Source organism: Streptomyces sp. NPDC059874 (assembly GCF_042731135.1).
In the GTDB taxonomy this organism is placed as follows: Bacteria; Actinomycetota; Actinomycetes; order Streptomycetales; family Streptomycetaceae; genus Streptomyces.
This window is the reverse complement of the sequence record NZ_JBHWJY010000004.1, coordinates 1-23903: the sequence shown is the minus strand read 5'-3', so window position 1 is coordinate 23903 and position 23903 is coordinate 1. Positions and strand designations below refer to the sequence as shown.

27 protein-coding genes are annotated in these 23903 nt (G+C 69.9%); 16 read left to right on the top strand and 11 right to left on the bottom strand.

Annotated features, from left to right (window positions below):
* Window positions 1-18: 18 nt before the first annotated feature.
* Window positions 19-912, bottom strand: a complete 894-nt coding sequence (locus ACFV9H_RS03410; RefSeq protein ID WP_385392659.1) for an IS982 family transposase — start codon at window positions 910-912, stop codon at window positions 19-21.
* Window positions 913-1227: 315 nt separating this feature from the next.
* Here ACFV9H_RS03410 and ACFV9H_RS03405 point away from each other — a divergent pair, with 315 nt between their 5' ends.
* From ACFV9H_RS03405 to ACFV9H_RS03375, 7 genes are all read left to right on the top strand, one after another.
* The gene (locus ACFV9H_RS03405) at window positions 1228-1698 is read left to right on the top strand and encodes a hypothetical protein (protein ID WP_362624016.1); all 471 of its coding nucleotides are present in this window, start codon (window positions 1228-1230) and stop codon (window positions 1696-1698) included.
* 467 nt (window positions 1699-2165) lie between these two features.
* Window positions 2166-2729 (top strand): S1 RNA-binding domain-containing protein, encoded by a 564-nt coding sequence (locus ACFV9H_RS03400; RefSeq protein ID WP_385392657.1) that lies wholly within the window; start codon window positions 2166-2168, stop codon window positions 2727-2729.
* A gap of 124 nt (window positions 2730-2853) precedes the next feature.
* On the top strand, window positions 2854-3393 hold the full coding sequence (locus tag ACFV9H_RS03395; RefSeq protein ID WP_385392655.1) for an NUDIX domain-containing protein: 540 nt from the start codon (window positions 2854-2856) through the stop codon (window positions 3391-3393).
* A gap of 111 nt (window positions 3394-3504) precedes the next feature.
* The gene (locus tag ACFV9H_RS03390) at window positions 3505-3840 is read left to right on the top strand and encodes a hypothetical protein (RefSeq protein ID WP_385392652.1); all 336 of its coding nucleotides are present in this window, start codon (window positions 3505-3507) and stop codon (window positions 3838-3840) included.
* A 259-nt stretch (window positions 3841-4099) separates the two neighbouring features.
* Window positions 4100-4528, top strand: coding sequence for a protein phosphatase (locus tag ACFV9H_RS03385; protein WP_385392650.1), 429 nt, complete (start codon window positions 4100-4102; stop codon window positions 4526-4528).
* 282 nt (window positions 4529-4810) lie between these two features.
* On the top strand, window positions 4811-5803 hold the full coding sequence (locus ACFV9H_RS03380; protein ID WP_385392648.1) for an ABC transporter ATP-binding protein: 993 nt from the start codon (window positions 4811-4813) through the stop codon (window positions 5801-5803).
* Window positions 5800-6576: an ABC transporter permease gene (locus tag ACFV9H_RS03375; RefSeq protein WP_385392645.1), complete on the top strand. Its 777-nt coding sequence runs from the start codon at window positions 5800-5802 to the stop codon at window positions 6574-6576. Before ACFV9H_RS03380 ends, ACFV9H_RS03375 begins: the two co-directional genes overlap by 4 nt.
* A 106-nt stretch (window positions 6577-6682) precedes the next feature.
* Here the strand turns inward: ACFV9H_RS03375 and ACFV9H_RS03370 are convergent, their stop codons facing one another.
* The 3 genes from ACFV9H_RS03370 to ACFV9H_RS03360 form a co-directional block, all read right to left on the bottom strand.
* Window positions 6683-7474: a hypothetical protein gene (locus ACFV9H_RS03370; RefSeq protein WP_385392642.1), complete on the bottom strand. Its 792-nt coding sequence runs from the start codon at window positions 7472-7474 to the stop codon at window positions 6683-6685.
* A 421-nt stretch (window positions 7475-7895) separates the two neighbouring features.
* Window positions 7896-8471, bottom strand: coding sequence for a glyoxalase/bleomycin resistance/dioxygenase family protein (locus ACFV9H_RS03365; RefSeq protein ID WP_385392640.1), 576 nt, complete (start codon window positions 8469-8471; stop codon window positions 7896-7898).
* On the bottom strand, window positions 8468-8695 hold the full coding sequence (locus ACFV9H_RS03360) for a hypothetical protein (protein WP_385392638.1): 228 nt from the start codon (window positions 8693-8695) through the stop codon (window positions 8468-8470). Before ACFV9H_RS03360 ends, ACFV9H_RS03365 begins: the two co-directional genes overlap by 4 nt.
* 133 nt (window positions 8696-8828) lie before the next feature.
* On the opposite strand from ACFV9H_RS03360, the gene ACFV9H_RS03355 reads away from it, so the two are divergent.
* From ACFV9H_RS03355 to ACFV9H_RS03345, 3 genes are all read left to right on the top strand, one after another.
* Complete coding sequence (locus tag ACFV9H_RS03355) at window positions 8829-9134, top strand: helix-turn-helix domain-containing protein (protein ID WP_385392636.1); 306 nt, start codon at window positions 8829-8831, stop codon at window positions 9132-9134.
* Window positions 9131-9712 (top strand): hypothetical protein, encoded by a 582-nt coding sequence (locus ACFV9H_RS03350; RefSeq protein WP_385392633.1) that lies wholly within the window; start codon window positions 9131-9133, stop codon window positions 9710-9712. Before ACFV9H_RS03355 ends, ACFV9H_RS03350 begins: the two co-directional genes overlap by 4 nt.
* Before the next feature lie 144 nt (window positions 9713-9856).
* Complete coding sequence (locus ACFV9H_RS03345) at window positions 9857-11005, top strand: amidase (protein WP_385392631.1); 1149 nt, start codon at window positions 9857-9859, stop codon at window positions 11003-11005.
* Window positions 11006-11131: 126 nt separating this feature from the next.
* On the opposite strand, the gene bla is transcribed toward ACFV9H_RS03345, so the two are convergent.
* A complete protein-coding gene (bla, locus tag ACFV9H_RS03340; protein WP_385392628.1) occupies window positions 11132-12019 on the bottom strand; it encodes a class A beta-lactamase in 888 nt (295 codons plus the stop codon).
* A gap of 339 nt (window positions 12020-12358) precedes the next feature.
* Window positions 12359-12571, bottom strand: coding sequence for a hypothetical protein (locus ACFV9H_RS03335; protein WP_385392625.1), 213 nt, complete (start codon window positions 12569-12571; stop codon window positions 12359-12361).
* A gap of 312 nt (window positions 12572-12883) precedes the next feature.
* Between ACFV9H_RS03335 and ACFV9H_RS03330 the strand changes: the two genes are divergently transcribed.
* A complete protein-coding gene (locus tag ACFV9H_RS03330) occupies window positions 12884-13624 on the top strand; it encodes a VOC family protein (protein ID WP_385392623.1) in 741 nt (246 codons plus the stop codon).
* A 545-nt stretch (window positions 13625-14169) separates the two neighbouring features.
* Here the strand turns inward: ACFV9H_RS03330 and ACFV9H_RS03325 are convergent.
* Window positions 14170-14373 (bottom strand): hypothetical protein, encoded by a 204-nt coding sequence (locus ACFV9H_RS03325; protein ID WP_385392621.1) that lies wholly within the window; start codon window positions 14371-14373, stop codon window positions 14170-14172.
* Between the two features lie 333 nt (window positions 14374-14706).
* Between ACFV9H_RS03325 and ACFV9H_RS03320 the strand changes: the two genes are divergently transcribed.
* Complete coding sequence (locus ACFV9H_RS03320; protein WP_385392618.1) at window positions 14707-15123, top strand: ankyrin repeat domain-containing protein; 417 nt, start codon at window positions 14707-14709, stop codon at window positions 15121-15123.
* Here ACFV9H_RS03320 and ACFV9H_RS03315 read toward each other — a convergent pair.
* On the bottom strand, window positions 15114-15821 hold the full coding sequence (locus tag ACFV9H_RS03315; RefSeq protein WP_385392616.1) for a hypothetical protein: 708 nt from the start codon (window positions 15819-15821) through the stop codon (window positions 15114-15116). The genes ACFV9H_RS03320 and ACFV9H_RS03315 overlap by 10 nt on opposite strands.
* Before the next feature lie 226 nt (window positions 15822-16047).
* On the opposite strand from ACFV9H_RS03315, the gene ACFV9H_RS03310 reads away from it, so the two are divergent.
* Entirely contained in the window at window positions 16048-17328 is a 1281-nt protein-coding gene (locus tag ACFV9H_RS03310; protein ID WP_385393061.1) for a DUF2716 domain-containing protein, read from the top strand.
* A gap of 251 nt (window positions 17329-17579) precedes the next feature.
* Complete coding sequence (locus tag ACFV9H_RS03305) at window positions 17580-18551, top strand: PP2C family protein-serine/threonine phosphatase (RefSeq protein WP_385392614.1); 972 nt, start codon at window positions 17580-17582, stop codon at window positions 18549-18551.
* A gap of 38 nt (window positions 18552-18589) precedes the next feature.
* Here the strand turns inward: ACFV9H_RS03305 and ACFV9H_RS03300 are convergent, their stop codons facing one another.
* The 3 genes from ACFV9H_RS03300 to ACFV9H_RS03290 form a co-directional block, all read right to left on the bottom strand.
* Complete coding sequence (locus tag ACFV9H_RS03300; RefSeq protein ID WP_385392611.1) at window positions 18590-19444, bottom strand: GNAT family N-acetyltransferase; 855 nt, start codon at window positions 19442-19444, stop codon at window positions 18590-18592.
* 247 nt (window positions 19445-19691) lie between these two features.
* A complete protein-coding gene (locus tag ACFV9H_RS03295) occupies window positions 19692-21230 on the bottom strand; it encodes a carboxylesterase/lipase family protein (protein ID WP_385392609.1) in 1539 nt (512 codons plus the stop codon).
* Between the two features lie 117 nt (window positions 21231-21347).
* A complete protein-coding gene (locus tag ACFV9H_RS03290) occupies window positions 21348-22565 on the bottom strand; it encodes a tryptophan 2,3-dioxygenase family protein (protein WP_385392606.1) in 1218 nt (405 codons plus the stop codon).
* 440 nt (window positions 22566-23005) lie between these two features.
* On the opposite strand from ACFV9H_RS03290, the gene ACFV9H_RS03285 reads away from it, so the two are divergent.
* Window positions 23006-23164, top strand: a complete 159-nt coding sequence (locus ACFV9H_RS03285; RefSeq protein WP_385392603.1) for a hypothetical protein — start codon at window positions 23006-23008, stop codon at window positions 23162-23164.
* A gap of 77 nt (window positions 23165-23241) precedes the next feature.
* Window positions 23242-23400, top strand: a complete 159-nt coding sequence (locus ACFV9H_RS03280; protein WP_385392600.1) for a hypothetical protein — start codon at window positions 23242-23244, stop codon at window positions 23398-23400.
* Window positions 23401-23903: the final 503 nt, after the last annotated feature.

Sequence of the window (23903 nt, the reverse complement as noted above, 5' to 3'; positions counted from 1 at the left end):
TGAGTCATTCCGAAGTGATCAGTGGTCGTAGGCGATCAGGGACCGTGTGATTGGCTGTCCGGTCTTGTGGTTGTGCCAGATTGCTGCGGCCAGCGCGAGGACGCGTTGGGCGACGCGGACGGCGACGCCCTCAAAGGTCCGGCCGCCGTGTTGTTCCAGGTCGAGCTGGCCTTTGAGGGTGTCGTTCACCGACTCGATCAGTTGCCGCACTGATTCCAGCAGTGACTCGCCCTTGCGGCGCTTCTCCCGCTTGAACGAGGGTCGCAGCAGCTCTGCCCCGCGCATGGCCAGATCGGTCTCGAATTCCTTGGAGGCGAAGCCCTTGTCCGTGATCACCAGCAGGCCGGGGCGGTCGGTGCCTGTGTCCGGCTCACGATCCAACATCGCCGTCAGCACCTCGCGCTCGTCCAGCTTCGGGTTCGCAAGGGACCACAAGATCGGCATACCGGTCGGGGTGCACACCAGGTATAGCCGCAGGCCCCAGAAGAATCGGGAATGGCTGGCGCAGTACCCGTATCCGGCCCAGCCTGCCAGGTCCGACCGCTTCACCGTGGGGCGTGACCGGCCGCACTCGACCGGGGTGGAGTCGATGATCCAGTGGTTGTCGAACCAGAAGTCGGTGTCCGTCGCAAGGAGCCGTTCAGCCCGTTTGACCAGCGGCAGCGCAGCCCGCAGCCGCTTGTTCCAGCCCGGCTGCCTCGGCACGAAGGGGAACATCTCGCCGAGGCGGGAGCCGACGACCCGCAGCCACCTGGACTCCGAGGTGAAGCCCAGCATCGCCTGGGCGACGGCGAGGCAGACGAGCTCGGAATCGGTCAGCCGGGGAGGGCGTCCCAGCCACCGGGTGTCCGTGATCTCGTCGTCGATCTTCACATGCAGTGCGGTGAGCAGGGCGTCCAGGTCATTCGTCACAGAACGATCTTGGCCGCCCTGTCTGTCTCTCCGGCCGCCGGCAGGGGGCTGCCCGATTGCCCGGCTTCACGCTTGAGCAGGCCGACAAGCTTCGGGAGACCGGACGCCACCGCCATGGCCGCCCGTGCCGGACCTCCCGGTCCGCGCTGTGGCCAAGAGCGCCCAGGGCAGCGCGAAGATCTCAGATCTTCCGCCGTCTGCTGCCCGCCGTTGTCGAAGGCTGCGACAACCTGGCCGTCTGCGCGTCCCGGTCCCGGCCCGATATTGCCCGAATCCCGTGCCGTGTTCATGCCATCGATGTCATAATCGGACGTTGTGTGGACAACGCTTGCGCCGCTCATCGGCGTCCTGCTCGGCGGGCTCATGTCGATGCTGGCCCAGCGCTCGGCAGGACGCGCCTTGGAACGCGGCGAGGCGCGCCGCAGTGTTCGTGAACTTGCCGAGGCGCGCCGCAACGAGCGTCTCACTCACCTCATCGAATTTCTGTCTGCGGTGCAGGAAGCAGAACGAGTCGCGGTGGATCGGCATCACCACAACCTGGCTGACGAGCAGTGGCAGGCCCGGGCAAGGCAGGTTCTTGACAGGGTGTGGGTGACGCAGAAGACGATCCACGTGCTGTGCACGTCCGAGGTCAGCGAAGCGGCACGCAGCCTCGCGTGGGCAGTACAGGAGGTGATCAGGAAGGGCCCCGAAGACCCGGGAGAGCCACAGGATGAGAAGGTCTGGGCGCACATCCGTCCGAGCCGACAGGCATTCCTTGATCTCGTGCGCGACCAGCTGAGTTGAAACCCCGGGGAGGGATTCGGCAGCTGCCGTGAGCGGCCCGGGACAAGCAGCACCAGCTCCGGCCTCCATTGTGTGGCGAGCGTCATCTACTTCGCCGGCTTCTCGAGGGACGCAAAGCCCGCCTTGGCGCAGGCAGCATGCATGTCCACGGGCCAGCAGCACGCCATCGAATGGCCCCTTGGCCCATCGGCAAGCTGAGCACGATCACTTCGGAATGACTCGTCTAGGACGTGTCCAGTCCGGTCGATCTTGGGTATCGAGACGGTTGGGCGACATTGCGCACGCCCTCCGGTCTCGTTTTCGCCTTCCAGCGGTCAGCGGACCATCGGCCGCCTGGGTGGCTGGACCGCGTATCCATGCCGATCCCGCAGGGCATCCGTTCTGCCTGGTCCCTCACTGAGGGTGGGGCACGGCATCACTCAGACATGGACGGCTCAGGCGCAGGAGTTAACGAAGGGCTGGACAGCATGGACTGGCAGGCCGAGTGCCCAGAACTCTGGGCGTTCCTGGAATCACTGCAGCGCGGCGAGAACCTCTCCGGCACCGTCGCGGCGATTGAGCCGTTCGGCGTCTTCGTGGCCCTCGACGATGGCCCCCAGCATCCGATCTTCCCCGGCCTCGGGTTGATCACGATGCCCGAACTGTCCTGGCGGCGCTTCGAAGCGGCTTCCGATGTCGTTCAGGTCGGGCAGCGCGTTTCTGGTGAGTTCCTCCAGTTCGACACTCACAATGCAGAGGCCAGACTCTCCCTGCGCGCAACGCAGCCCGACCCCTTCCAGACATTCGCCGACTGCACTGCGGTGGGCCAGGAGCTGCGCGGAAGCGTCACCAAGATGGTGCCGTTCGGCGTCTTCGTTCAAGTCGCTGACGGGATCGAAGGACTGGTCCATCTTCGAGACCTCACATCGGCGCCCGCGGAGGGTCCGGAAGAGGTCGTCCAGGTCGATGACGTCGTCACGGTCATCGTCACCGAAGTCGACCGAGAAGAACGCCGGCTGTCACTCTCCCGACGGACAACAGGTCGGCCGTGACCTCAGACGCTGTCGGTGGCGGAGCGGTGGCGGAGGCGTGCTGCTTTTGCTCAGGCGTTCACGTGGAGGAGTTCGGCCGGGCGGCGCAGCGCCGGGGTGCAGGCCGGCCGAGATACTGGTGGTCATGACGAACTTCCCTGCCGCACCTGTCCCGTTCTCGCGAATCAAGATTCGGACCGGGGCGCTGGTGTTCTGCGGCGACGACGTCGCCCTCATCCGCCGCGACCGAGCCGACTCCACCCACTACACTCCGCCCGGCGGCAATGTCGAAGACGGCGAAGATCTGGCCGTCGCGCTGCGCCGCGAGCTCGCCGAAGAGCTCGGCCTGGACACCGCACTGGCTGACGGCGGGGAACTGCTCTGGGTGGTCGACCAGCGCGTCACCCGCCCCGGTCCCACCCCGCCGCCGCGCAAGCTTCACCTGATCTACCGCTTCCACATCAGCCCCGACATCCGCGCGAACCTCGCCGAACAGGAACTGGACGAACTGCCCGACGGAAGCCACGAGGTCGGCGTGATCGAGTGGATCGACTACCGCAAGACCGCCGAACTCCCGATCTTCCCGCCCATCGGTCCTGCCCTCGCCGCGTTGTCCGACCCCCACGCAGCCACGACCGACGCTGCCCTGGACGCCGTCACCGACGAAAACTACACCTGGGTCTGACAGCCTGCTCCGATCGATGAGTTGGGGCGGATAGTTAGGATCCGTAGCGCCCCGTGGGCACACGTCGGCCTCGGCTCTTCGCAGTCGGGGCGGCCCGCGATGATGTGGGGTATGGATGCTGCTGAAGACCCTGTGGCCATGGTTGCGTGCCTGCGGGAGGAACATCAGAACGAGCCGTGGGACCGCAGGTGGAACGACCTTGAGGTGGCGGGCGTCGATCTGGTGTCGCTCGACACCAGGCTGGAGGGCTTCACGTACACGTGGGTCGCCAACGGCGGTTCCTTCAACGGGCGGGGCATGGCGGACGTGAGACTCATCCTCGACCAGCTTGAGAAGGTCCTCCCCGAGATCGCTGAGGATGACAACCCGCACGTCTGGCATCGGTTGCACCGGATGGCTCAGCTCATCGTGGCTCACAACACCCCACCGCCTGAGGTGAGTTCCTAGGAGCTGTCCGGTCGGTCCTACCACCGCATCTCCACGGCTGCTACTCGATGGACGACGACACTCTCCGGGGCGTCAACCGCCGCCGCGAGGGTGCCGCCAGCACCCTCGCCGCCCTCAAGTCGATCCGCGGCACCACACCGTCCAGACCCGGGAGCTGCACTGCCACCTGCGCTCGCGCGCAACACCAACACCCTCCGCCGGCGTGGCCGACCGATCAAAGCCGCCTGACCGTCAACCGAACGGGGGCTACGCTCGCACCGTGACCGCAGCATGGGAACCCACGATGGCGGGTGTGCTGCGACTTCCCTCAGGCCGGCTCGTCCGCGGCCGGGGGCTGAGCCGGCCACTCCCGCAGGGCCCGCAGCCCACCTTCGCGCTCTACCCGCTGGGCCACCGGTCACCGCCGGTCGCCTGGGAAAGCCGCTGGCTCCGCCGGCCCGACTTCTGGCTGCCTTCCCACCGCGCCGCAACCGCCGACGCGCTGCGCGAGGCATGGACACGCGCCGAGGCCGAACGCGTCGAGATCGCCTGCGCCGGTGGACACGGACGGACCGGCACCGCACTGGCATGCCTCGCCGTGCTTGACGGGGTACCCAACCGTGAGGCCGTCGCCTACGTCCGGGAGCACTACGCTCCGCGCGCCGTCGAGACCCCCTGGCAGCGCCGCTTGGTCTCCCGCTACCAGTAGCGGCATCACTCATCAGCCATCAGCCATCAGCCATCAGCCATCAGTACGAGACGCTTCACCAACCCGGTGAACCTTCTCGATCACAGCACCAGTTACTCCGTGCCCACCAACCGACTCGGCACGGCGGCCGAAGTGCCGTCAGAAACCCTTGTGCTCCCCCTACTGAGGAAAACGCCGGAGAGCGACCCCCCCTCTTCTTGCCTCTGTCATGAGGGAAGCATCGCTGGATAAACGTGCGCATACATCTCATTCGCGGCACGCGAGCGACCTATATTGCGTCGTGTGATCCAGTTATGTGGGCTTACCAAGCGGTACGGGGACAAAACCGCAGTCGACCATCTGACGTTCACCGTGCGCCCCGGCGCGGTGACCGGCTTCCTGGGCCCGAACGGGGCGGGGAAGACGACGACCATGCGCATGATGCTGGACCTGGACCGGCCGACCGGTGGCAGCGTCAGCATCGGCGGGAAGCGCTACAGCGATCTGCGCGAGCCGATGAAGCAGATCGGCGCGCTGCTGGACGCGAAGGCCCTGCACCCCGCCCGCACCGCCTACAACCACCTCCTGTGGCTCGCGCGGTCCAACAGGATCCCGGACCGCAGGGTCGGAGAGATCCTGGAGACGGTCGGACTCGCCGACGTCGCGCACCAGCGCGCGGGTGCCTTCTCGCTCGGTATGGGTCAGCGGCTCGGCATCGCCGCCGCGCTGCTTGGTGACCCGGAGACGCTCGTGCTCGACGAACCCGTCAACGGACTCGACCCCGAGGGCATTCTCTGGATCCGCAATCTGATGAAGCAACTGGCGGCCCAGGGGCGTACGGTCTTCGTCTCCAGCCACCTCATGAGCGAGATGGCGTTGACGGCCGACCACCTGATCGTCATCGGCCGCGGTCGGCTGCTGGCCGACACGTCCACGGCGGACTTCATCGAGAACAACTCCCGTTCCGTCGTCCGGCTGCGCACCACCCAGCCGGAGCGGATGCTCGACGTCCTCGCCGACGAGGGGATCGTGCCGGTCCTCACCGGGGACGGGGCCTTCGAGATCCAGGACGGCGACGCCGAGGCGCTCGGTGAGCTCGCCGCCGCCCACCGGATCGCGCTGCTCGAGATCGGCTCGCAACGCGCCTCGCTGGAGGAGGCGTTCATGAAGCTCACGGCGGGTTCGCTCGAGTACCAGGCCGGCGGCGCCGCGGACGCCGGCCTCGCCCTCGCCGGGACCCCGTCCCCGGAACAGGCGCCGGCCCTGGTCCGTTCCCGCACCGGGAAGGAGTCATGACCATGGCCGCAACCACTGCCGTCCTCTGGGCGGAGTGGACGAAGATCCGGACCATCAGCTCGTCGATGTGGACGCTGACCGCCGCGTTCTTCTCGACCATCGGCCTCGGTGCGCTCCTGAGCGTCATCCTGGGCGGCGAGTTCGACACCCTCGGCGCCGCGGAACAGGCCGCCTTCGACCCGGTGATGACGAGCTTCATCGGCATGGGCCTCGGTCAGCTCGCGATGATCACCTTCGGCGTCCTGGTGGTCACCAGCGAGTACGGAACGGGGATGATCCGCACCACGCTCGCCGCCGTACCGCAGCGCGGATTGCTGTACGGCGCCAAGGCCGCGGCCGCCGCCGTACCGGGCCTGGCCGTGGGCATGGCCACCAGCGTCGCGACGTTCTTCGTCGGCCAGGCGCTCCTCGGGGAGCACGGCGCCTCCCTCGGCGACCCCGGGGTGCTGCGGGCGGTCACCGGCGCCGGGGTGTACCTGACGCTCATGCTGCTGTTCGCAGTCGGCGTCGCCACGATGCTGCGCAAGGCGGTGCTCTCGCTCAGCGTCCTGATGGCGTACTTCTTCATGATCGCGCCGATCTTCAACTTCGTGCCTGCGACCAGGAAGGTCGGCTACTTCTTCCCCGACCAGGCGGGCACGAGCGTCATGCAGGTGGTGCAGCAGGCGGACGGGCCGCCGTACGGCCCCTGGGTAGGGCTCGGCATCATGGCGCTGTGGGCCGCGGCCTCCCTGGCCGGCGGCTACTTCGCGCTCAAGCGCAACGACGCCTGACGACCGAAGGCCGTCCGACCAGTGCCCGCGCTGGTCGGACGGCCTTCGGTCGGCCGCGGCCTGCTCGGGGGCTTCGGGCAGCGTGGCCGGGTGTGTTCTGGTGGCGTCAGAAGGGTGGTTCGTCGCTGTACCCGCATCCCGGTGCGCGGGGCTGGAGGCGCTCGGTGGCCAGCCGGGCGTAGCGGGCTCGTGCCACGCTGTCGGCGTCCGTTTCCAGGGTGCTGGTGTCGTGTCCCCAGGCCTGCAGGGCGTCCAGGGCGCGGTCACGCTGATACCGATCGGTGCTGGTGATCAACAGGCGGCGGGCGTGATGGGCGAGTTGGTCGCGGTGAGGAACGAGCTCGGGGTGTTCGGCCAGTGGGATGGCGGCGACGAGTCCCGCATGGCGTACCGCCTCGTCCTCGTCGTCCAGCAAGGGGCGGATGGCGTGGTAGAGCTGCGGGCGTAGGTCCCGGAAGGCACGCATCGCCGGGTAGTCGGAGAGGAACGCGTTGTCCCACATGCGTTCGCCGATCTCGACGGTTTCGTCGTCGGCGTCCCGCGCGGTGGAGCCGAGCCATCGCAGCAGGACGACGCGGGGCGCTGTCAGCCCGAGCACGGGGCGGTCCAATGCATTCCCGATGGTCGCGGTACGCGCGGCAGTCGCGGTGGCGGGATGGGAGAGGATCGCCGCGACGTAGTGGGCAACAGGCACAGTGGCCTCGTAGATCGTGTTCTGGTGGCTGGGCAGCGCCTGGCCGAGTGCCGCGGCGCGGACGGCCGGGTCAGGGTCCAACAGTCCGGCCAGGGCGGCCTGCAAGTACCCACCTGAAGCAGGTCCGGCAGGGGTTTCGAGTGATGCCCAGTCGGTTCCCTCCAACACCACCTGCCACTCGGGAGCCTCACCTGTGCCGATCATCCACGCAGGCTACCGCGACTGCGGCCTGCCGTTTCGCGGGTAATGGGGATCCTCCCGCTCGGCCGGCCGTCGCCGCCTACCGCTGGATGAGCCCTGTTCGCTCAAGGCCGCTCGTACGACTCTCAAGGCCATCGGCTTCCACTCGTTCGTCCACGCCGCCGATCGCGACCCCGGCGAGAACGGCATCCCCAGCCACCGCTGATCCAATCCCCGTGCTTCCGGGTCCGGTTGCCACCAGACCGGCGGGGAAGCGACCGGTTCGCAGCGGGCGCGGGCAGGGGCGGGCCAATGGCGCGCCCGCCGGGGCTGCGGTCCGGCCGGTCCGCGCCTGCGCTCGGTCGTACCCACGCACCGGCAGCTGACCGGAGGCGCAGCCGCGAACACCGGTGGCCCACGCAGGTGGTCCGGCCGGAACCGGGTCTTATCGGGTACCGATCTTCCCGCGCACACCGCGGAGGGCATCCTCAAGGCTGTCCGCGCCGTGGTCGTGCCCGGTGAAGCCTTCGGCGGGACCCGGATCCACGCTCCAGCCCCATCCCGTCGCGTCTTCTCCGTCGACCATCGCGGTGTGACGCCCGAGAGTGATGGTGATCGACATGTTGCCGCCGGGGAACACGTGGACTTCGGCCCGCGCGGCATCCCCGAGGATGCGGGACACGGCGTCGCGCGCGGTCCCTTCGTCGGTGAGGGTGCTCCGCTCCGGGACGGTCAGGACGACCGTACGGCCGTCCGGGTCGGTCAGAGTGTGCCGCCCGGCCAACCGCCCCCCTGCGCCGCGCGCCGGCGCCGGCGCCGTCAGTCCGAGGCGCAGGTAGCCGGTCTCCGGTCGGCGGGCGGCCGGGTACAGCTCCAGGACGCCTCCGTCGGCGAGGGTCGCGGCGTAGTGGTCCGGCCCGTTGCCGTGCCGCTCCGGTACGAGGTCGAGGCCGAGGCCGGCGTAGAAGTCGCGGCACGCTTCCAGTCGGGTCGTGTAGATCACGAGCAGGTCGATGGTCATGAGGCGCCGCCCGTGTGGCCGGCGGTGCCGGCGGGCGCGCCCCTGCGTCCCAGCATCCGAGCGGCGCAGACCTGGATGCCTGCGGCAGCCGCTCCCCATGCCCAGGCGATCCACAACAGCGGCGGGAGGTCACCCAGGAACTCCGCCAACCCGAACAAGAGCCCGGCGCACGCGGTGCTGGTCAGAGTGAGCGCGATGTGGTGTCGAACGATGAGCTCGAGCATCCGTTCCCTTCCGTCGGTCGGGCGCGAACCCGTCCACCAACTGGGCGTACACAGCGGGGCGATGCGGCCTGGTGCCGGTCATGAGCACCGCGCGCTCTTGCATCCCACTCAAGGTATACATACCATCGGAGATATGCCAAGGAAGCAAGAGTCCGATGAACTCGAGGAACGGGATCTCGCCTACCGGATCGCCCAGGCGGTACACGACCGCCGGACGGAACTCGGCTGGTCCCAACGCCAACTTGCGGAAGCGGCCGGCATGAGGCAGCCGCACATCTCCCGGCTGGAAGCAGCCAGGAGCCTGCCAAGTCTCGATGTGCTGCGGCGAGTTGCGGAGGCACTGGGCACCGACCTCACGGTGGCCTTCGTGCCTCGCGAAGCCGACCACACGCCCCAAGACTCCCTGCCCCCGAAAGCCACGGAGGTGATCTCCAGATGACGTACTGGCGCAACCGAACCTCTGCGGTGAGGCATCGCCACTTCGGGGACACGTTGGCCTTGGTCGCCACCGCCGTCGTGATCCTTTCCGCCCTGGTCACCTACCGGACGGGCTTCGCCTTGGTCGCCCTCCTGATCGGCGATGTGCTGTTGACCTGCTCCATCGTGATGCAGTTGCGGCACCGGTACGGGCCGCCCTGCGTGGAGTGCGTCAAGCAGATGCCGCTCAACCCGGCGGAATCGGCTCGGGAGGATCGCAGCGCACGCTGGGGGCTGAGGGCATTCCACAGTGCAACCGACTCGCTCCCGAGAGTCCTCCTGGGCTGTATCGCCCTCCTCGGCTGCATGGTCCTCACGTGCGTTTCGTTGTACAGGGTGATCGCCATGGGGGGTGCGGTAGGGTCGGCGACCCCCTTCCTCGGCCTTGGGCTCGCTCTCACCGCGGTCGGAGAGTGGATGATCCGGACGCACAACCGCCTGGCTCCATGGTGTCCGTACTGCGACGACGGTGACGAGGACGACGACGAGTCCCCGGTGGACGACCCCACCGATGGACGGGGTCGGCCCGTACCGGCGTGAACCCCCACGCCTTCGGCCTGCTGCCCGCAGGGTGCAGCCTCAACAGCGTTGATGGCCCGGCAGTAGCCGGTGATCGCCACGACCGGTCCGCGAAACCCGGATCGCAACCGCATGCGAAAATGATCCGAGAGCAGGAAGGTTCGCATGCTCGACGATCGCCTGTACATGTCGCTGACCGCCGCCGAAGTCGCCGACCTGGTCAACCACGGCAAGGTCACCGCCGGCGAGGTCGTCGATACCGCCCTGGCCATGACCGCCGAGCGCGATGGCGGCCTGCGCGCCTTCACCGCCCTTTGGGCGGACTCGGCCCGGGCCCTGGCCGCCGAGGTTGACGCCGCGGTAGCCCGCGGGGTGCTCCTGCCCCTGGCCGGGGTACCGATCGCGGTCAAGGCGAGCGAAGGCGCCCAGTCGGTACAGAACCAGCGCTTGATCGCCGCCGGATGCGTGCCGATCGGAGCGACCTCCGTACCGCGCGCCGGAACCGGCTGGCAGACCTACGGCTCCACCGACCGCGGCCCGACCCTCAATCCTCTCAATCCCGCCTGGTCCCCGGGCGGATCCTCGGCCGGGTCCGCAGCCGCGGTCGCTGCCGGGCTCGTCCCGATCGCCACCGGATCCGACGGAGCCGGATCCGTCCGCATCCCCGCCGCCTGGTGCGGCGTCCTCGGCTTCAAGCCCACCAACGGCTTGCTGCCCGCGCGGGATCGAGCCGGGCTCAACAGCCCGGGCGTGCTCACCCGCACCCCGGACGATGCGGCGGCCTACCTTCGTGCCGTCGCTCCCACCAGCCCCCCGGCCCCAGGGGCCGGGACACTGAAGGTGGCCTGGACGCCCACGCTGGGGTACGCGGCCACCGACCGGGAGGTCGCCGGGACCGCCTGGCGTGCCCTGCACCGGATCGCACGCGCCGGGCTGTGCAGCCTCGTCGAGCGGCCGGTGGAGCTTCGCGACCCGGCTCCGGCCTGGACCGCTCTCCGCGCCGGCACCCCGGACCGGGACATGGAGGCCCTGATCGCGGCCAACGCGCAGGCCCTGCACGGCGTCTTCGAGGAAGCGGACCTCATCGCCACCCCCACCACGCCGCACCCCCCACACGGCCATGACGGCCCCGGAGCGCGCATGAGCGTGGCGCTCACCTGGGCCTTCAACCTCTCCGGCCATCCGGCACTCACCCTGCCCGCCGGAAGGACACCGAACGGCGAGCCCGTCGGCCTCCACCTGATCGCTCGCCACCACCTCGACCACCTGCTCCTCGCCGCCGCCGAAAGCTGGCACCGCACGGCGGCTCCATGAGCCTGCGCGTGCCGGACCCGACGTTGCTTCGGAGCGGCCCCGACTCGTGGGAACCGCCGCCCGCCGAGAGCCTCGGCCGGGAGGTATCAGACCCGGAGGTGCGCCAGGCCCAGGGAGCCCGCCCCGTCAGCCCAGTGCGTCCGCCAACAGCTTCGCGGCCCTGGCCACCAGCTCGTTGTCACGCGGCGCTGTCGGCTCCGTTTTGGTGGTGAGAACCGACAGTACGATCGGCGGCCGCCCCGGCGGCCAGGCGATCCCCGCGTTGTTGTTGGTCCCGTACGACCCGGCGCCGGTCTTGTCCGCGATGACCCAATCCTTGGGAAGGCCCTTCCGGAACCGCTCCCAGCTGGTCGTGTTGGCCAGCATCCACCCGGTCAGCAGCTCCCGGTGCCGAGGGACGAGCGAGTCGCCGAGTACGAGCCGCGCGTACGTCCGCCCGATGGCGCGGGGGCTGGTGCTGTCAGTGACCCGCGTGGGCTCGGCCGAGTTCAGCTCCGGCTCCCACCGGTCCAGCCGTGTCGTACGGTCGCCCAGGGAACGGCAGAGCCGGGTGATCGCGGTGGGCCCGCCCAGTTCGCGGAGCAGCAGGTTCCCTGCCGTGTTGTCGCTCTGGGCGATCGCGGCGGAACACAGCTCCGCCACCGTCAGGCCCCGCGCGATGTTCTCCTCCAGCTTGGTGATCTCACCCCCGCCCGCCTTCGTGACGTCCTCCTGCGTGTAGAAGACGCGCTTCGCGAGGTACTCGCCGTCCTGGTCGAACTCCCGCATCACGGCCGCCGCGGCCAGCGTCTTGAACAGCGAACACATGGGGAACAGCTCATCGGCCCGGTACACCACCGTCCTCCCGCCGGCCAAGTCCCGCGCGTACACGCCCAGACGCGCGCCGCGCTCCCGCTCCAGCTCCCGTAACTGCCGTACGACACCGCTGTCCGCGGCGTGGGCGCCCCCGGCCGGTAGGGTGGTGGCCACTGCCGCCCCCGCCCCCAGAGCCAGTACTGCACGCCGTGTCTTCATGTCGGCCTCTTCTCACCTCGGCGATCACATACGCCGACGGAGACGCAAAGACGATCAAAAGGGTTCCAGGGCGGCACCTCTGGTGGGAACCCGTGCTTCACCGCCCGGCTCACCACGTCGCCTGCTCCTGCCGCGGCGCGCCGCACAGTGCGTGCTGGTACGGGAACGGCAGGCATGCCAGTGGGCGGTTGCGGGTGGCATCGTTGAGGCGATCCGGGAGATGCAGGCGGCGATGACCGCGGTTGCTCTGGTCACCATGTGGAGCTGACCGCTACAGCCGGCACCACGATGCCCCGGGAGGCCTGTCCCGCGGCATCATGGCTCGGTACGAGGCCGGGGTCAGGGTTCTCGGTCCATGACGCGACGGGCCGCCTCGGCCTCCGCCGCCGGTGGGGACAGTTCATCGAGAGTGTCGAGCTCGTCGTCCGACTCCAACTCCTGCTCCCAAGCCGCCACGAGTCGCTCCTGCTCCTCGCGGGGTCTGCTCGTGAAGGCCTCCCGATGGTGCGGGTCCAAGGCCGCGAGGAAACGTCCGACCGCGTCCGTCGGCATGCGGTACTCCTTCTCGCCGTGGGGGAGGGGCGGCACCAACGGTGATGCCGCGCCCGGCCCAGGATGACGAACGCGGCCGGCGCCGACAGTCCGACACGGCGCGCCGCCACCCGAATGCCTGCGCAACGGGTCTCGGCCAGGTCCCGCGGATGCTGTGGCCGGCTCACGGTTGCCGGGCCGGAACGGTTTGGCTTCGGGGGCGATCGCGACGACTGCCTCGACAGGTCGCACCCGGACGGTGAGAGTTGATCCCTGTTTGACGACGGTACCTGCGAAGGTCGTCGCAGGGCAGGCGCGCGTAAGATCGCCGGCATGGCGCTGCGACCCGTTCACGTGAACTTGAAGGCTCTTGATCACTTGGCGGTCGGCCGGTTCTGGGCCGCGGCGCTCGGCTGGAGTGCTTACAGCCCCGGCGTGACCACCTACGTCGGACCCGTCGGCGGTCTAGTTTGGCCGGACCCGGTCGTGGTGGGCATTGACGTCGTTCCCGTCCCGGAACCCAAGACGACAACCAAGAACCGTACGCACCTCGATCTCGCCACCACCTCTGTGGCCCATCAGGCGGAGTTGGTCGCGCGCCTGAAGGCTCTCGGTGCGACGCCCGTCGACGTGGGCCAGGGCGACGTTCCGTGGACGGTCCTCGCCGACCCGGAGGGCAACGAGTTCTGTGTGCTGGAGCCCCGGGAGGTCTACAGGGATACCGGGCCGATCGCCGCGGTGGTCGTCGACTGCGTGGATCCGCGGGCCATGGCCCGGTTCTGGGGCGAGGCGATGGACTGGACCCTGCACGAAGTGTCCGGCGATCAGGCGGTGTTGCGCTCCGCCAAGGGTGTCGGCCCGTATCTGGAGTTCCTCCGCACGCCCAGCGTGAGGACCGTGCCGGACCGTGTCCATCTTGACCTGCTGCCGTATCCCGGTGACGACAAGGAAGCGGAGGTGGCCCGGCTGCGGGCCCTCGGCGCCACCGACCTCGACCTCGGGCAAGGCGACGTCCCGTGGACGTGCCTGGCCGACCCGGAAGGCCACGAGTTCTGCGTCCTTGCCCCGTCCTGACGGGGTCTTGGCTTGCCGCGTCCGTGCAGATGGCGTGTCCGGATCCGGTTGCCCCCTCGTCGACCCGGCGTGTCCGGCGTGTCCGGCGAGGAGCGTGTCGACGAGGCCGTCGAGGTCCGGCCAGGGGAAGCTCGGGCGGTCCCGACACAGAACGACAAGCCCGTGAAGGGCGGCCCAGAGGCACAGGGGTGGCGGGGGCGATGCCGGCGGCGGTGTCGTCAGTGCACTCGCTGACTGCGGTGTCGAGCACGGCCAGAGCGGGCAGTCACGGGCCACCGTGCGCAGAGACAGGGTCTGCTCGCCGCTCCCTTCCTCCAGCAGGCGGTTCGCGGCAGGCGCCTTCACCGCGGGGCTGCTACGCGATGCGACCGTCCTCAAGCTCGTCCGCAACCGCCCTGACCTCTATCGCGACGCCGACGTACACATCCTCAGCCCCGGCACACCCCTGACCCTGTGACGGTGAGGGGCGTGCCAGGACCCGGCCGGGGGAGTGACTACGGGTCCCCGACCGGGTCCTGCGCGTGGGCGTGACGGCTCTGTGCGGGTCAGGGCTCTTCGTCGCGCATCTCGTCGTCGTCGCGCCCGCGCTTGATCGGGTCCTGACCGCGTCGCTTGAGTTCCTCGGGGCTCTTGCCCCGGGCGCCTTCCTGGTCGGTGCCGGGGTGGACGGGGTCCTGGTCGGAGCGCAGGCGCTCCTGCTCCTCGCGGCTCGTGCCGGGTTCCTTGCGTTTGTCCTGCCTACCGCCCATGACGGCGACTCCTCTGCGGTGCGGGGATGGAAGGGAGAGACTCTCCCCGTCAACCTGACACGCAAAGTTGGAAGACGCATCATTTGAGTAGCCAGCCGTGGCGAGCAGGGGCGCCTGCGTCGTCGTCCGCCGCCTTGCGGCCCCCCAAGCGGAGAGCGTGCCCGCCCCGCCGGGTTCATGCCGGCAGGGCACGGCCGTTCGTTGTGGTCGGGTCGCTAGGGACACGCGACGCTTCGTTCGTCACCGATCGCCTCCGCGGTGCAGCCTTCGGGGGGCCGCCTGAACACCGTGGTCGGCAGCCCGTCACCGCTCCGACGACTAACCTCGGCCACCATGAATCGAAGACGGCAAAAGAAACTGTCAAGGCAACTCGTCGACGCTTCGGCGTTCGGGTCCACCGCGCGTGTCAGAGCACTCATCCGAGCCGGCGCTCAACCGGAGACGGCCGACTCCGAGGGCACCACTCCTTTGTACGCGGCATCTGTCCAGGGGGCTGTTGACACCGTCCGTTGTCTACTGGCAGCCGGTGCCTTGCCGAACACCGAAAGCGGACGCGGCGCAGAGGGCACGCCTTTGTGTGCGGCTGCATGCTGGGGCCACACCGACACGGTGCGCGAACTGCTCGCCCATGGCGCAGACCCGAACCTCCGGGAGGATCAAGGCGCGGGCCGTACCCCCCTGGACTGGGCGTTGACGGGACCGTACCCGGAGACAGTCGACGCACTTCTTGCCGCAGGAGCTCACCCGTGAGATGCCGCGACCGCGTAGTGGTCGAGGTACTTCTGGAGGTGGGGGGCCAACGTGATGTCCGGGTTGGTGGTGTTCAAGTACATCCACAACTCGTTTTCCACCACGAAACGGTAGGCGAACTCCTCGAAGGTCGAAGCACATCGCACAAGTGAGTCCGCCGCTGCGGTGCGGAACTCGGCAGCCTGCGCCTCGTTCAGCTCCTGCCCGGCGAGCTCCAGGTCCAGGCCAGAGCAGACTACGAACGTCTCTCCCGAGGGGCGCAGGTACAGGTACCAGATGACGCAGTCCTGCTGATCCCTCAGGAAGCGTATGAGGCGGGCGCCCTCCTCGACCGGGCTCCGCAGCGGTCCGGACAGGTCGCTCCAGCAGGCCGTCACCGACACCTCGTCGAAAGCCAGGCAGAGGCTGCCGCTGCTGTAGAAGGCGAGGAAGTCGGCGGGGAGGTGCAGGCCGACGGGCGCCAGATCTGCCTCAACGGCCGCGAGGTGCTCTCCGTGCCCCGACCGCGCCCCGTCCGGCGCATCCGATCCGCCCAGCCACCCGAATCCGCCGTCGAGGCCGCAGGCGTCCAGCGAGGGCAGGCTCTCCAACGGGTAGACCTCGTAAGTGAAGTCGCACGGCCGGTGGGAGCCCAGGTCGGTGGCGCACCATCCGGCGGGGAAGCGGAACGGAGCGGGCGCGGGCGCGGGTGCGGACATGAAGATTCCTTTGGGTGTTGCCGGTTCATCGGTACGGTCACATCCTCGTACCCGCCACTGACAACGCACGACGGGCCGGCGGCGGTCGGCCCCTTCCCGGAGCGGCTGGAGTTCGGCCCGGCCGGGCACGGCCGGGCCGGGCCGGCACAAGAGATGTGCGTCGGGCACCCGTCCCGAAACGTGTCGTTGGGGCATTCCGAGCCCGTCTAGGCTTCCACCCGTGGACATGGGTGAGCGGTGGGAATTGCACGACGGGCTGCGGGGGCGAGCCCCTGCCTGGCATCCGGTCGGGGTGGTGGTCCAAGCCGACGGGCAGGTCGTGCGCCGGCACTACGGGACGCACGGCACGGCCGAGCACGCCCCCCTCGCGCCCGGGACGGACATCGCCGGGCTGGTGCGCCGCCAACAGGAGGCCTTCGCGGAGCGCGGTGAGCCGGTGGAGTGGAAGGTGTACGGGCACGACTCGCCGGACCTGGGTCCGGCGCTGACGGCGGCGGGGTTCACCGCGGGCTGGGAGCGTTCCGTGCTGATCGCCGGCCCCCTGCGCGACGAGGAGCGCGGCACCCCGCCCGCCGCGGTGGTCGACCGTCCGGCGGCGCCGCCCCGGCGGGGGGTGCACAACCTGTACGGCGTGCGGGATCAGGCCGAGCGGGCGTGGAAGGTCGCCGTCGGGTCCCCGGGACCCCACGCGATGCCCTACGCGGAGATGATCGCGGACGGCGCCTCGGATGACGGTGACGTGTTCATCGAGGTCCTGCTGGAGGACGGCCTCGTCGTCGCCGTCGCCTGGATGCACGCCGAAGAAGGCTGCCCCTTCGCCGTCGTGGGCGGTCTGACCCGCGACGACGCGGATTTCGTCAAGGCCTGCACCGACGGATGGCGCAGGCTTTGGCGGGGCACAGCCCTCCTCGCCGAGGCCGACGGGCCTCTGCGCGCGCGGCTCCTGGAGGCAGGCTTCAGCGAGGCCGCCACCGTCCGCTCGTACCATTGGAGCCCGCCGGGCGCCCCCGAGTCGACCCGTCCCGCACAATTCCTCGACTGGCTCCACGACGACGGCCCGCTGTGGGACCGCTTCTACGCGGACTTCGACTTCAAGCCGAGCACCACATACCGGCCCACGATCACAGACCCCTCCCCTTCAGCCGTCTGGAACCTGCACTCCCACCACCGCCTCGTCCCGGACCTCCCCGCGGAGCTCGACGCGATCGTCCGCCGCGGACTCCTCGCCGCCACCGAGCCCGGGGAGTTCGTGTACTGGCTGGACTGGCAGCACAACGGCTACCGCTACGACCCCCGCCGCACCGATCTCCCCGAACGGCCGCCCCGGCCCGGCGAGGGCACGTACCCCAACGGCGACTACTACCTCCACCTCACGCATGACCTGCGCCTGGGCACCTTCGGACACCCCTGGGAACAGACACTGACCGTCTGGGGACCGACACTGCTCACCGCCGTCGAGGCGGAACTGACCGAGCTGCTCGGAGAGCCGGTCAGGCGCCGCGACTGAGGGTGGCCCGGCCCGCGCCCTCGGGGCGCGACGGGACACGAGAACCATGACCGCGCAGTGCAGGGCCGGCCGGGCAGCCGGCTCCGGTCGTCAGAGTGCTGTGCCCTCATTGCGCGGATATTCTGGGAAGTGTGATCGAGTCTGGACGGCCGCGGCTCCGTAGGCGCCCCGGCCCGGGAAGACTTGTGCGGCTGTCGCCGGTCATCCTGACCGTCGTCATCGCCAGCCTGGCATACAACACTCCGCCGGAAATGGCCTTCAGTCGCCTCCTGCCTGCGGCGCCGGCCCTGGCCGCCGCCATGTGGCCGGTCCTCCCCACAGTCCTGCTCGGGACGGTCTGCCTCTTTCTGATGATCGGCCTCAGCCTCGTCTTCCCCGATCTGGGAACGTGGTGGACGGCCGCGGGGATCATCGCGGTCACCGTGGCCGCAGCGTACGGAAGTCATGTCCGGCTCCAGCGGGAGCGCACCCTCTTCCAGGTACGGCTCGTCGCCGACGCGGCGCAGCAGGTGGTGCTGAGCCCCATGCCACGCCGCTTCGGCAGCATCGAGATCGAGTCGCTGTACCTCGCCGCCGCGGCGGAGGCCCGCATCGGCGGGGATTTCTACGAGGTTGTCGACACGCCGTACGGCGTCAGGCTGCTCATCGGTGACGTGCGGGGCAAGGGCCTGCCGGCCGTGGGGGCCGCCGCGGCGATCGTCAATGCCTTCCGGGAGGCCGCCTACGACGAGACCGACATGGTCGACGTCGCACGCAGGCTGGACGCCAGCAGCACCCGGTACAACGCCGCCTTTCCGCCCGAGGGGCCGATGGAGCGCTTCGCCACCGCGCTTCTCGTCGAGATCCCGCACGAGGGCAGACGCATCGACATCCTCAACTGCGGACACCCCCCGCCCCTGCTCCTGAATCGCGGGAAACTCCGTGTCCTGGATCCCGTCACCCCCTCGCCGCTGCTCAGCCTCGCGGAGCTGATCGGCGAGCACTACAATGTCGACACCTTCGACTTCGCCCCCGGCGACCTGCTGCTCCTCTATACCGACGGGATCGCCGAGGCCCGGGCCCGCGACGGCGAGTTCTTCCCGCTGGCGGCTTGGATGGGTCGACAGCCCCCGACACCGCCCCGCGAACTGCTCACGGCTCTTCACCGCGACCTCCTCCGCCATAGCAGAGGACGCCTTGACGACGACATCGCCGCCCTCGCCGTACGCCTGTCCGAGCGCTGAGGAACCTGAGGCTCACACCCACCCTTACCGCAACAACTTCAGAAGTCGTACACCGCGAAGTCGGCGATCGGACGGTACCCGATCCGCTGATAGAGGTTGTTGCTGGTGGGGTTGGCCAGGTCCGCGAACAGCAGGACCTCCGTCGCCCCCGCGGCCAGAGCGGCGCGGCTCACCTCGACTGTCGCGGCGCCCGCGTAACCGCGGCCGCGCAGGTGGGCCGGGGTGTAGACGGGGGTCACCCGGATCTGGCCCGCGACCATGGGGGTCCTGCCCGCCATGGAGACGGGCGTGCCGTCCGGGGTTTCCCAGAGCGTGACGCGTTCGTGGGCGATGCGCGTGTCCGCCCACGAGCTGTTGTCCGCAGAAGGCGTTCCTCCGATGTCGGTGACGAACTCGCGGTGCCAGAGCATGAGTTGCTCACGGTCCCGCTCGCCCGCGACTCGCCCCCGACCCTCGGGGAACGGCTCCGGTGGTGTGAGCGTGCCCAGGCGGTACAGGCGCTCCCGCTCGTGCAGCGTCGGGACCGCGCCCGTGTGCCGCCGCCAGGCCTCGGCGAAGGAGGTGGCGGTGTCGTGGTCCGCGTTGACGCCGGGGAGCGGGTGGCCGAGGTCGGCCAGGTGGGCGGCGAGGCTGTCAGCCTCTCGGGGGGTGAGGGGGGTGAGGGACAGGCGTCGGGGCGGGGTACGGAAGAAGGTCGCGCGGACCTCGCCGGCGCGCTCCAGCATGCCGAATGTGGGGGCGTCGGCGCCGTACGCGTCCGCCCCGCGTGTGCGCAGTGCCTCGGTCACCGTCAGCGGGACGGTGTGCAGGGCGGGACGCGACTGCAGGAAACCTCCGGCGCGAGCGAGAAAGTCGTCGAGGTCTTCGGTGAGGTGCCAGCCATCCGGACTCATGCCCCATGATCCCGCGTGCCGCCGGCGTGCGCGCGTGGTTTTCCGCCGAGAGAGGCGTGAACATGCCTGCCGCCAAGGGGACTTCGCCGCCGGCACCGCGCCGGACTTCGTACTCCACGACGTCACGCCCGTCGTGTGGGACGGCCGAGGAGACGGCGGGTACCGGGACATGCTCCCGATGAGCTACGAAGCTGGCTACTGACCGACCACGCCGCGGGCTGATCCGGCCTGATCCGAAGGAGACGAGCTAGCGGTCGAGCAGCGGCAGTGCGGGGAACGTGTGGTCCTGCCAGATAAGGCGCGAGGCCTCTTCCGGGTAGGCGGCGAGGGTGGGCCGGGTGTCGAAGAGACGCACGGGGCGCTGTTCGGTGTCGTACGCGGGCCAGCCCGGGTCGCCGTGGGCGGCGAACGCCGTCCACGCGGCCCGCATGCGTGCGGACAGCTCCTCCGCCTCCGTGGACGGGCCTTCTCCGATCAGCGCCGCGGGCTGCCCGCGGTCCAGGTTGCCGAAGACCAGGGGCACGTCGAGGCCGTGGCAGGCGCCGAGTACGCCTCCCATGCCCGGGGCGGACCAGGTCAGCTCGTAGACGTGGGCGCGGCCGCCGGCGGCGGTCTGGGCCTGGGCCAGGTGGAGGGACGGCATGCGGAACAACCAGTCGGAGTTGACCAGCTCGTACAGCTCGTCCGGGCCCGCGGCGGGGAACGCCTCGCCGTAGCGGTGTGCGGAGTCCCGGCCGGGGCCGAAGACGCACAGGGCGGTCTCCGCCTGCTCGGCTGTGACCTGGCCGAGCACTCCGTCGAGCGCGGCCAGCAGCCGCGTTTCGTCGCGGGTGTGGCCGACGAGGAGTTCGATGCCCCGGCCGGCGCCGTCGGCCAGGGCCTGCCACGGGGTGACCGGCAGGGTGTCGCCGTCGATGACCGGCGAGAAGGGGATCGCCCGGTGCGCGACCGGACCCCAGCGGTCCGCCCACCCGTCCATCTTGGCGGCGACCGCGTCACCGGCGGCGGCCAGCCGGGCGGGGTCCACCCCGGACAGGTCGGCCACCGTGGGTCGCAGCCCCAGCTCGGCGGCGCAGGCGGTGGCGATGTCGGCGGCCAGCTCCGGCGAGAAGAACGTGCCCTGCACGCTCTGTGCCACGGCTCGGCGGAAGAGCCCGGCCGCGCGCTCCGTCGCCAGCAGGGCGGCGACCGATCCGGCGCCCGCCGACTGGCCGAAGACCGTGACACGGCCCGGGTCGCCGCCGAAGGCCCGGATGTTGTCGCGCACCCACCCCAGTGCGGCGACCTGGTCCAGCAGGCCCCGGTTGGCGGGCGCCCCTTCGATCTGCCCGAAACCCTCCAGGCCCACCCGGTAGTTGAACGTCACCACGACGACACCACCGTCACGCGCCAGGCGGCCGCCGTCGTACTCGGGAAGGCCGGACATGCCGATCGAGTAGGCGCCGCCCTGGATCCACACCATCACCGGCAGACTTGCGTCCGGTCCCGGCTCCAGCGACCAGACGTTGACCGTCAGCCAGTCGTCGCCCGCCGCGTCCCGCGCCAGCGCGTCCATGCCGAAATGGCCGCCCTGCGGGGGCGGCGGACCGTACGACACCGCCGTCCGTACCCCGTCCCATCCCCGTACGGGTCGCGGCGCGGCGAAACGCAGCGGGCCGACCGGCGGCTCGGCGAACGGGATGCCGCGGAAGACCGCCACGCCCGCCTCGCGGCTGCCGCGCAGCAACCCGCCCGCGACACGGACCTCGGGCCGGGATCCGGACGGTTCGGACGCGGCAACGGTCATCACAACTCCCTTACTGGGCGGCCTGTTCGTCCGGGGATCATCCCCCTGTCGCCACGACGCGCGCGAGTCATTTAACCGATGCCCGCCGCGGCCGGGTTCGGCATGGCCGTTTCCGTGTCAGCGGCAGCCGTAGGAGTGCAGGAGGGTCCGCGATTCCTCGTTCGCAGGGGCGAGCGGGCGGGTGCCGGCGTCACGGGTGTCCCGGTCGCCGAGTTGCCAGAAGAGCCGGTTGGCCAGGCACTGGGTCAGGTACGGGACGCCTTCGGTGTACCCCGACCCGCGTGAGTCCCCGAGCATGCGTGCGGCGAGGCTGCGGTGGGTGGCCTTCCAGCGCTGATGCCTGGCTTCCAGCCGGTCCAGCGAGGCATGGAGGAGGTTCCGCTCCGCCTCGCTGATCCGGGTCCGGCGGCGGAGGTCGAGGTACGCGCGCACCACGGTGTCGTGGCCGGACTCCTCCGCCTCGGCCCGCACCGCGGGGACGCTGGTGAAGGGCTCTGACCGCAAGCGCTCCGTGGGCGGGACACCGCACAGGATCTCGAACCGCTTGTACTGCTCGGACTGGATCGCACTGGCGCCCTGGGTGAACTGTCGGAACGCCGAGAAGTGCGCCGGCCGCATCGTGGCGACCATCCGGAACAGCGTCGAAGCCCGGTCGAAGAGGCCGACGGCACGGTCCACGTGCCCCGCCCCCGCTTCCGGGCTGCCGTCGCGCAGGGCCGCGATCGCCGCCCGTACGTCCGCCACGATCGCCGTGAAGAGCATCTCGTGCGCCTGGAGCGCCCGGATGAAGAAGTACTCGTCGTGCAGCACGTACACGGGCTGGACCGTCACGTCGAACCAGCGGCCGGCATCCGTCGCCGGGGGCCCGGGGAGGAGGTCGGCCACCTCGTCGGCGCCTGCTCCTGCGAGGTCGTCCGAGACGAACCGCAGGGCGTGGCGCAGCCGCTTGCGCAGGAGTGCCGCCTCGGGAGGGTCCCGATGCACCGGTCCGGGCGCCCCGGCCGCCACCCGCGTCTCGAAGCGCACGATGTCGGATATGAGCAGCGTCGCCAGTTCGTTCGGATCGAGCGCGTTGCCGGAGTCGTCCACGATGAGCTCCAGCAGGGGCAGCGAAAGGTAGGTCCGGTTCCAGTAGCGCCCGTCGTGCTTGTCGAGCAGGCAGTCGAGGAACGCCCGGAGGAAGGGCATCTCCTCCGCGGCCCGGTCGGAGCGGATCCCACTCAGCCGGTTCAGGAACGGCTGCGGCAGGAAGTGCTTCCCGGTCCGCCGTACCTCTTCCGTGACCAGCCGGGCCAGGTTGATTCCGTCTCCCCGGGTGCGGCATTCCTCGTCCATCGCTCTTCGCCTCCTCGTGTGCGTCGGGCCTCACGCTCCTCGTGAGGGGTTCTTCAGTAGGCGGGAAGGCCGGGAGGCACGTCATGACGCGGGAAGTCGTGACTTGACAGCGCCGGACGAGCCGTTCGTTGATCGCGACGACTGGTGCGGCACTGGGCCCCGGACCGGCCCGGGGGCCCGCCCAGCCCGGGGGGAGCGGCCAGGCCGCGGAATCACGAATGCCGCACGTGGTCCAGTCCAATACGGCTCGGGAGCGGCCCGGCCCCATGACCGATCGCGGCGCACGATTCGCCAGAGGCCCCACCTTGCCGCTACTGCGTCGTGCCGTCCTCCCTGGGTGGCAGGCGTTGCACCGAGGTCCCTCCGCCTCGGTGCGGTGCCACCTGCCCCGTTCCGGCATCGCGGCCTGCCCGGCGGGACCCGACGCCCCAGGGGACTCCGTGCGCAATCCGGCGGCGCACGAGCTACCGGACGCGGTAGTCGCCGGTTCGCTCGTCTCCGCCGGATCCGCCGGCGCACAGGGGGCCTGGAACGACTGGGGTGCGGGCAGCTACCACGCCGGCTACGACGGTGTGGCCGGCGGCAGCGCTTCACGCTGAAGGGTCGAGCGTGTGGAGGCGGTGACGCCCGCTACTTCCACGTCCAGCTGGTCCGCACCCGTGACACCGCGAAGATCATGTCGTCGTACAGCTTCCCGGCTGACAACCGTGTGTACACCCGGGGCGGCGGCGAGATCAGCGCCGGCACCGCCTACTACGTGCGCTGGTACGGCCAGAACAGCAACCTCGGCAACGGCTACTCGGCACCCTGCGGCGGCGGTGGCTTCGACGCCTGAACGACTCCCCGGAGGCGGGACCACCGGGACCCGACCGGCCGGAGGCGACCAGCCGGCCGGTCGGCCCCACCGCACCCCTCACATCGGAAGGCCAGAGCTATGACACGTGTCAGCACCGGCGCGTCCGCCAGGACGGGGAACTCTGCACCGCGGTCAAAATCCGCTCCGAGGCGATCGGACTGGCCTGTCCGAACGGCCCACCCCGTACAGGCCGACCCAGAGCACCGCTACTTCGCGTACGAGGTGCTCCCCGGCCGAGCCGTCGATCTCAGCGCGAAGGCCGCCAACGGCACCATCCTCATGTCCGGGGCGCCGAAACCGGCCGACGCACCGGACCGAACCGGGCACTGACGAGGCTGCCGCCTCGTATCCCGCGCTCGAGACGGCTGCTCACCGTCGCCCGCGAACGAGACCGACTCAGATGTCGAGGAAGCGGACGTCCTTGGCGTTGCGCTGGATGAAGGAGCGTCGAGCCTCGACGTCCTCGCCCATCAGCACCGAGA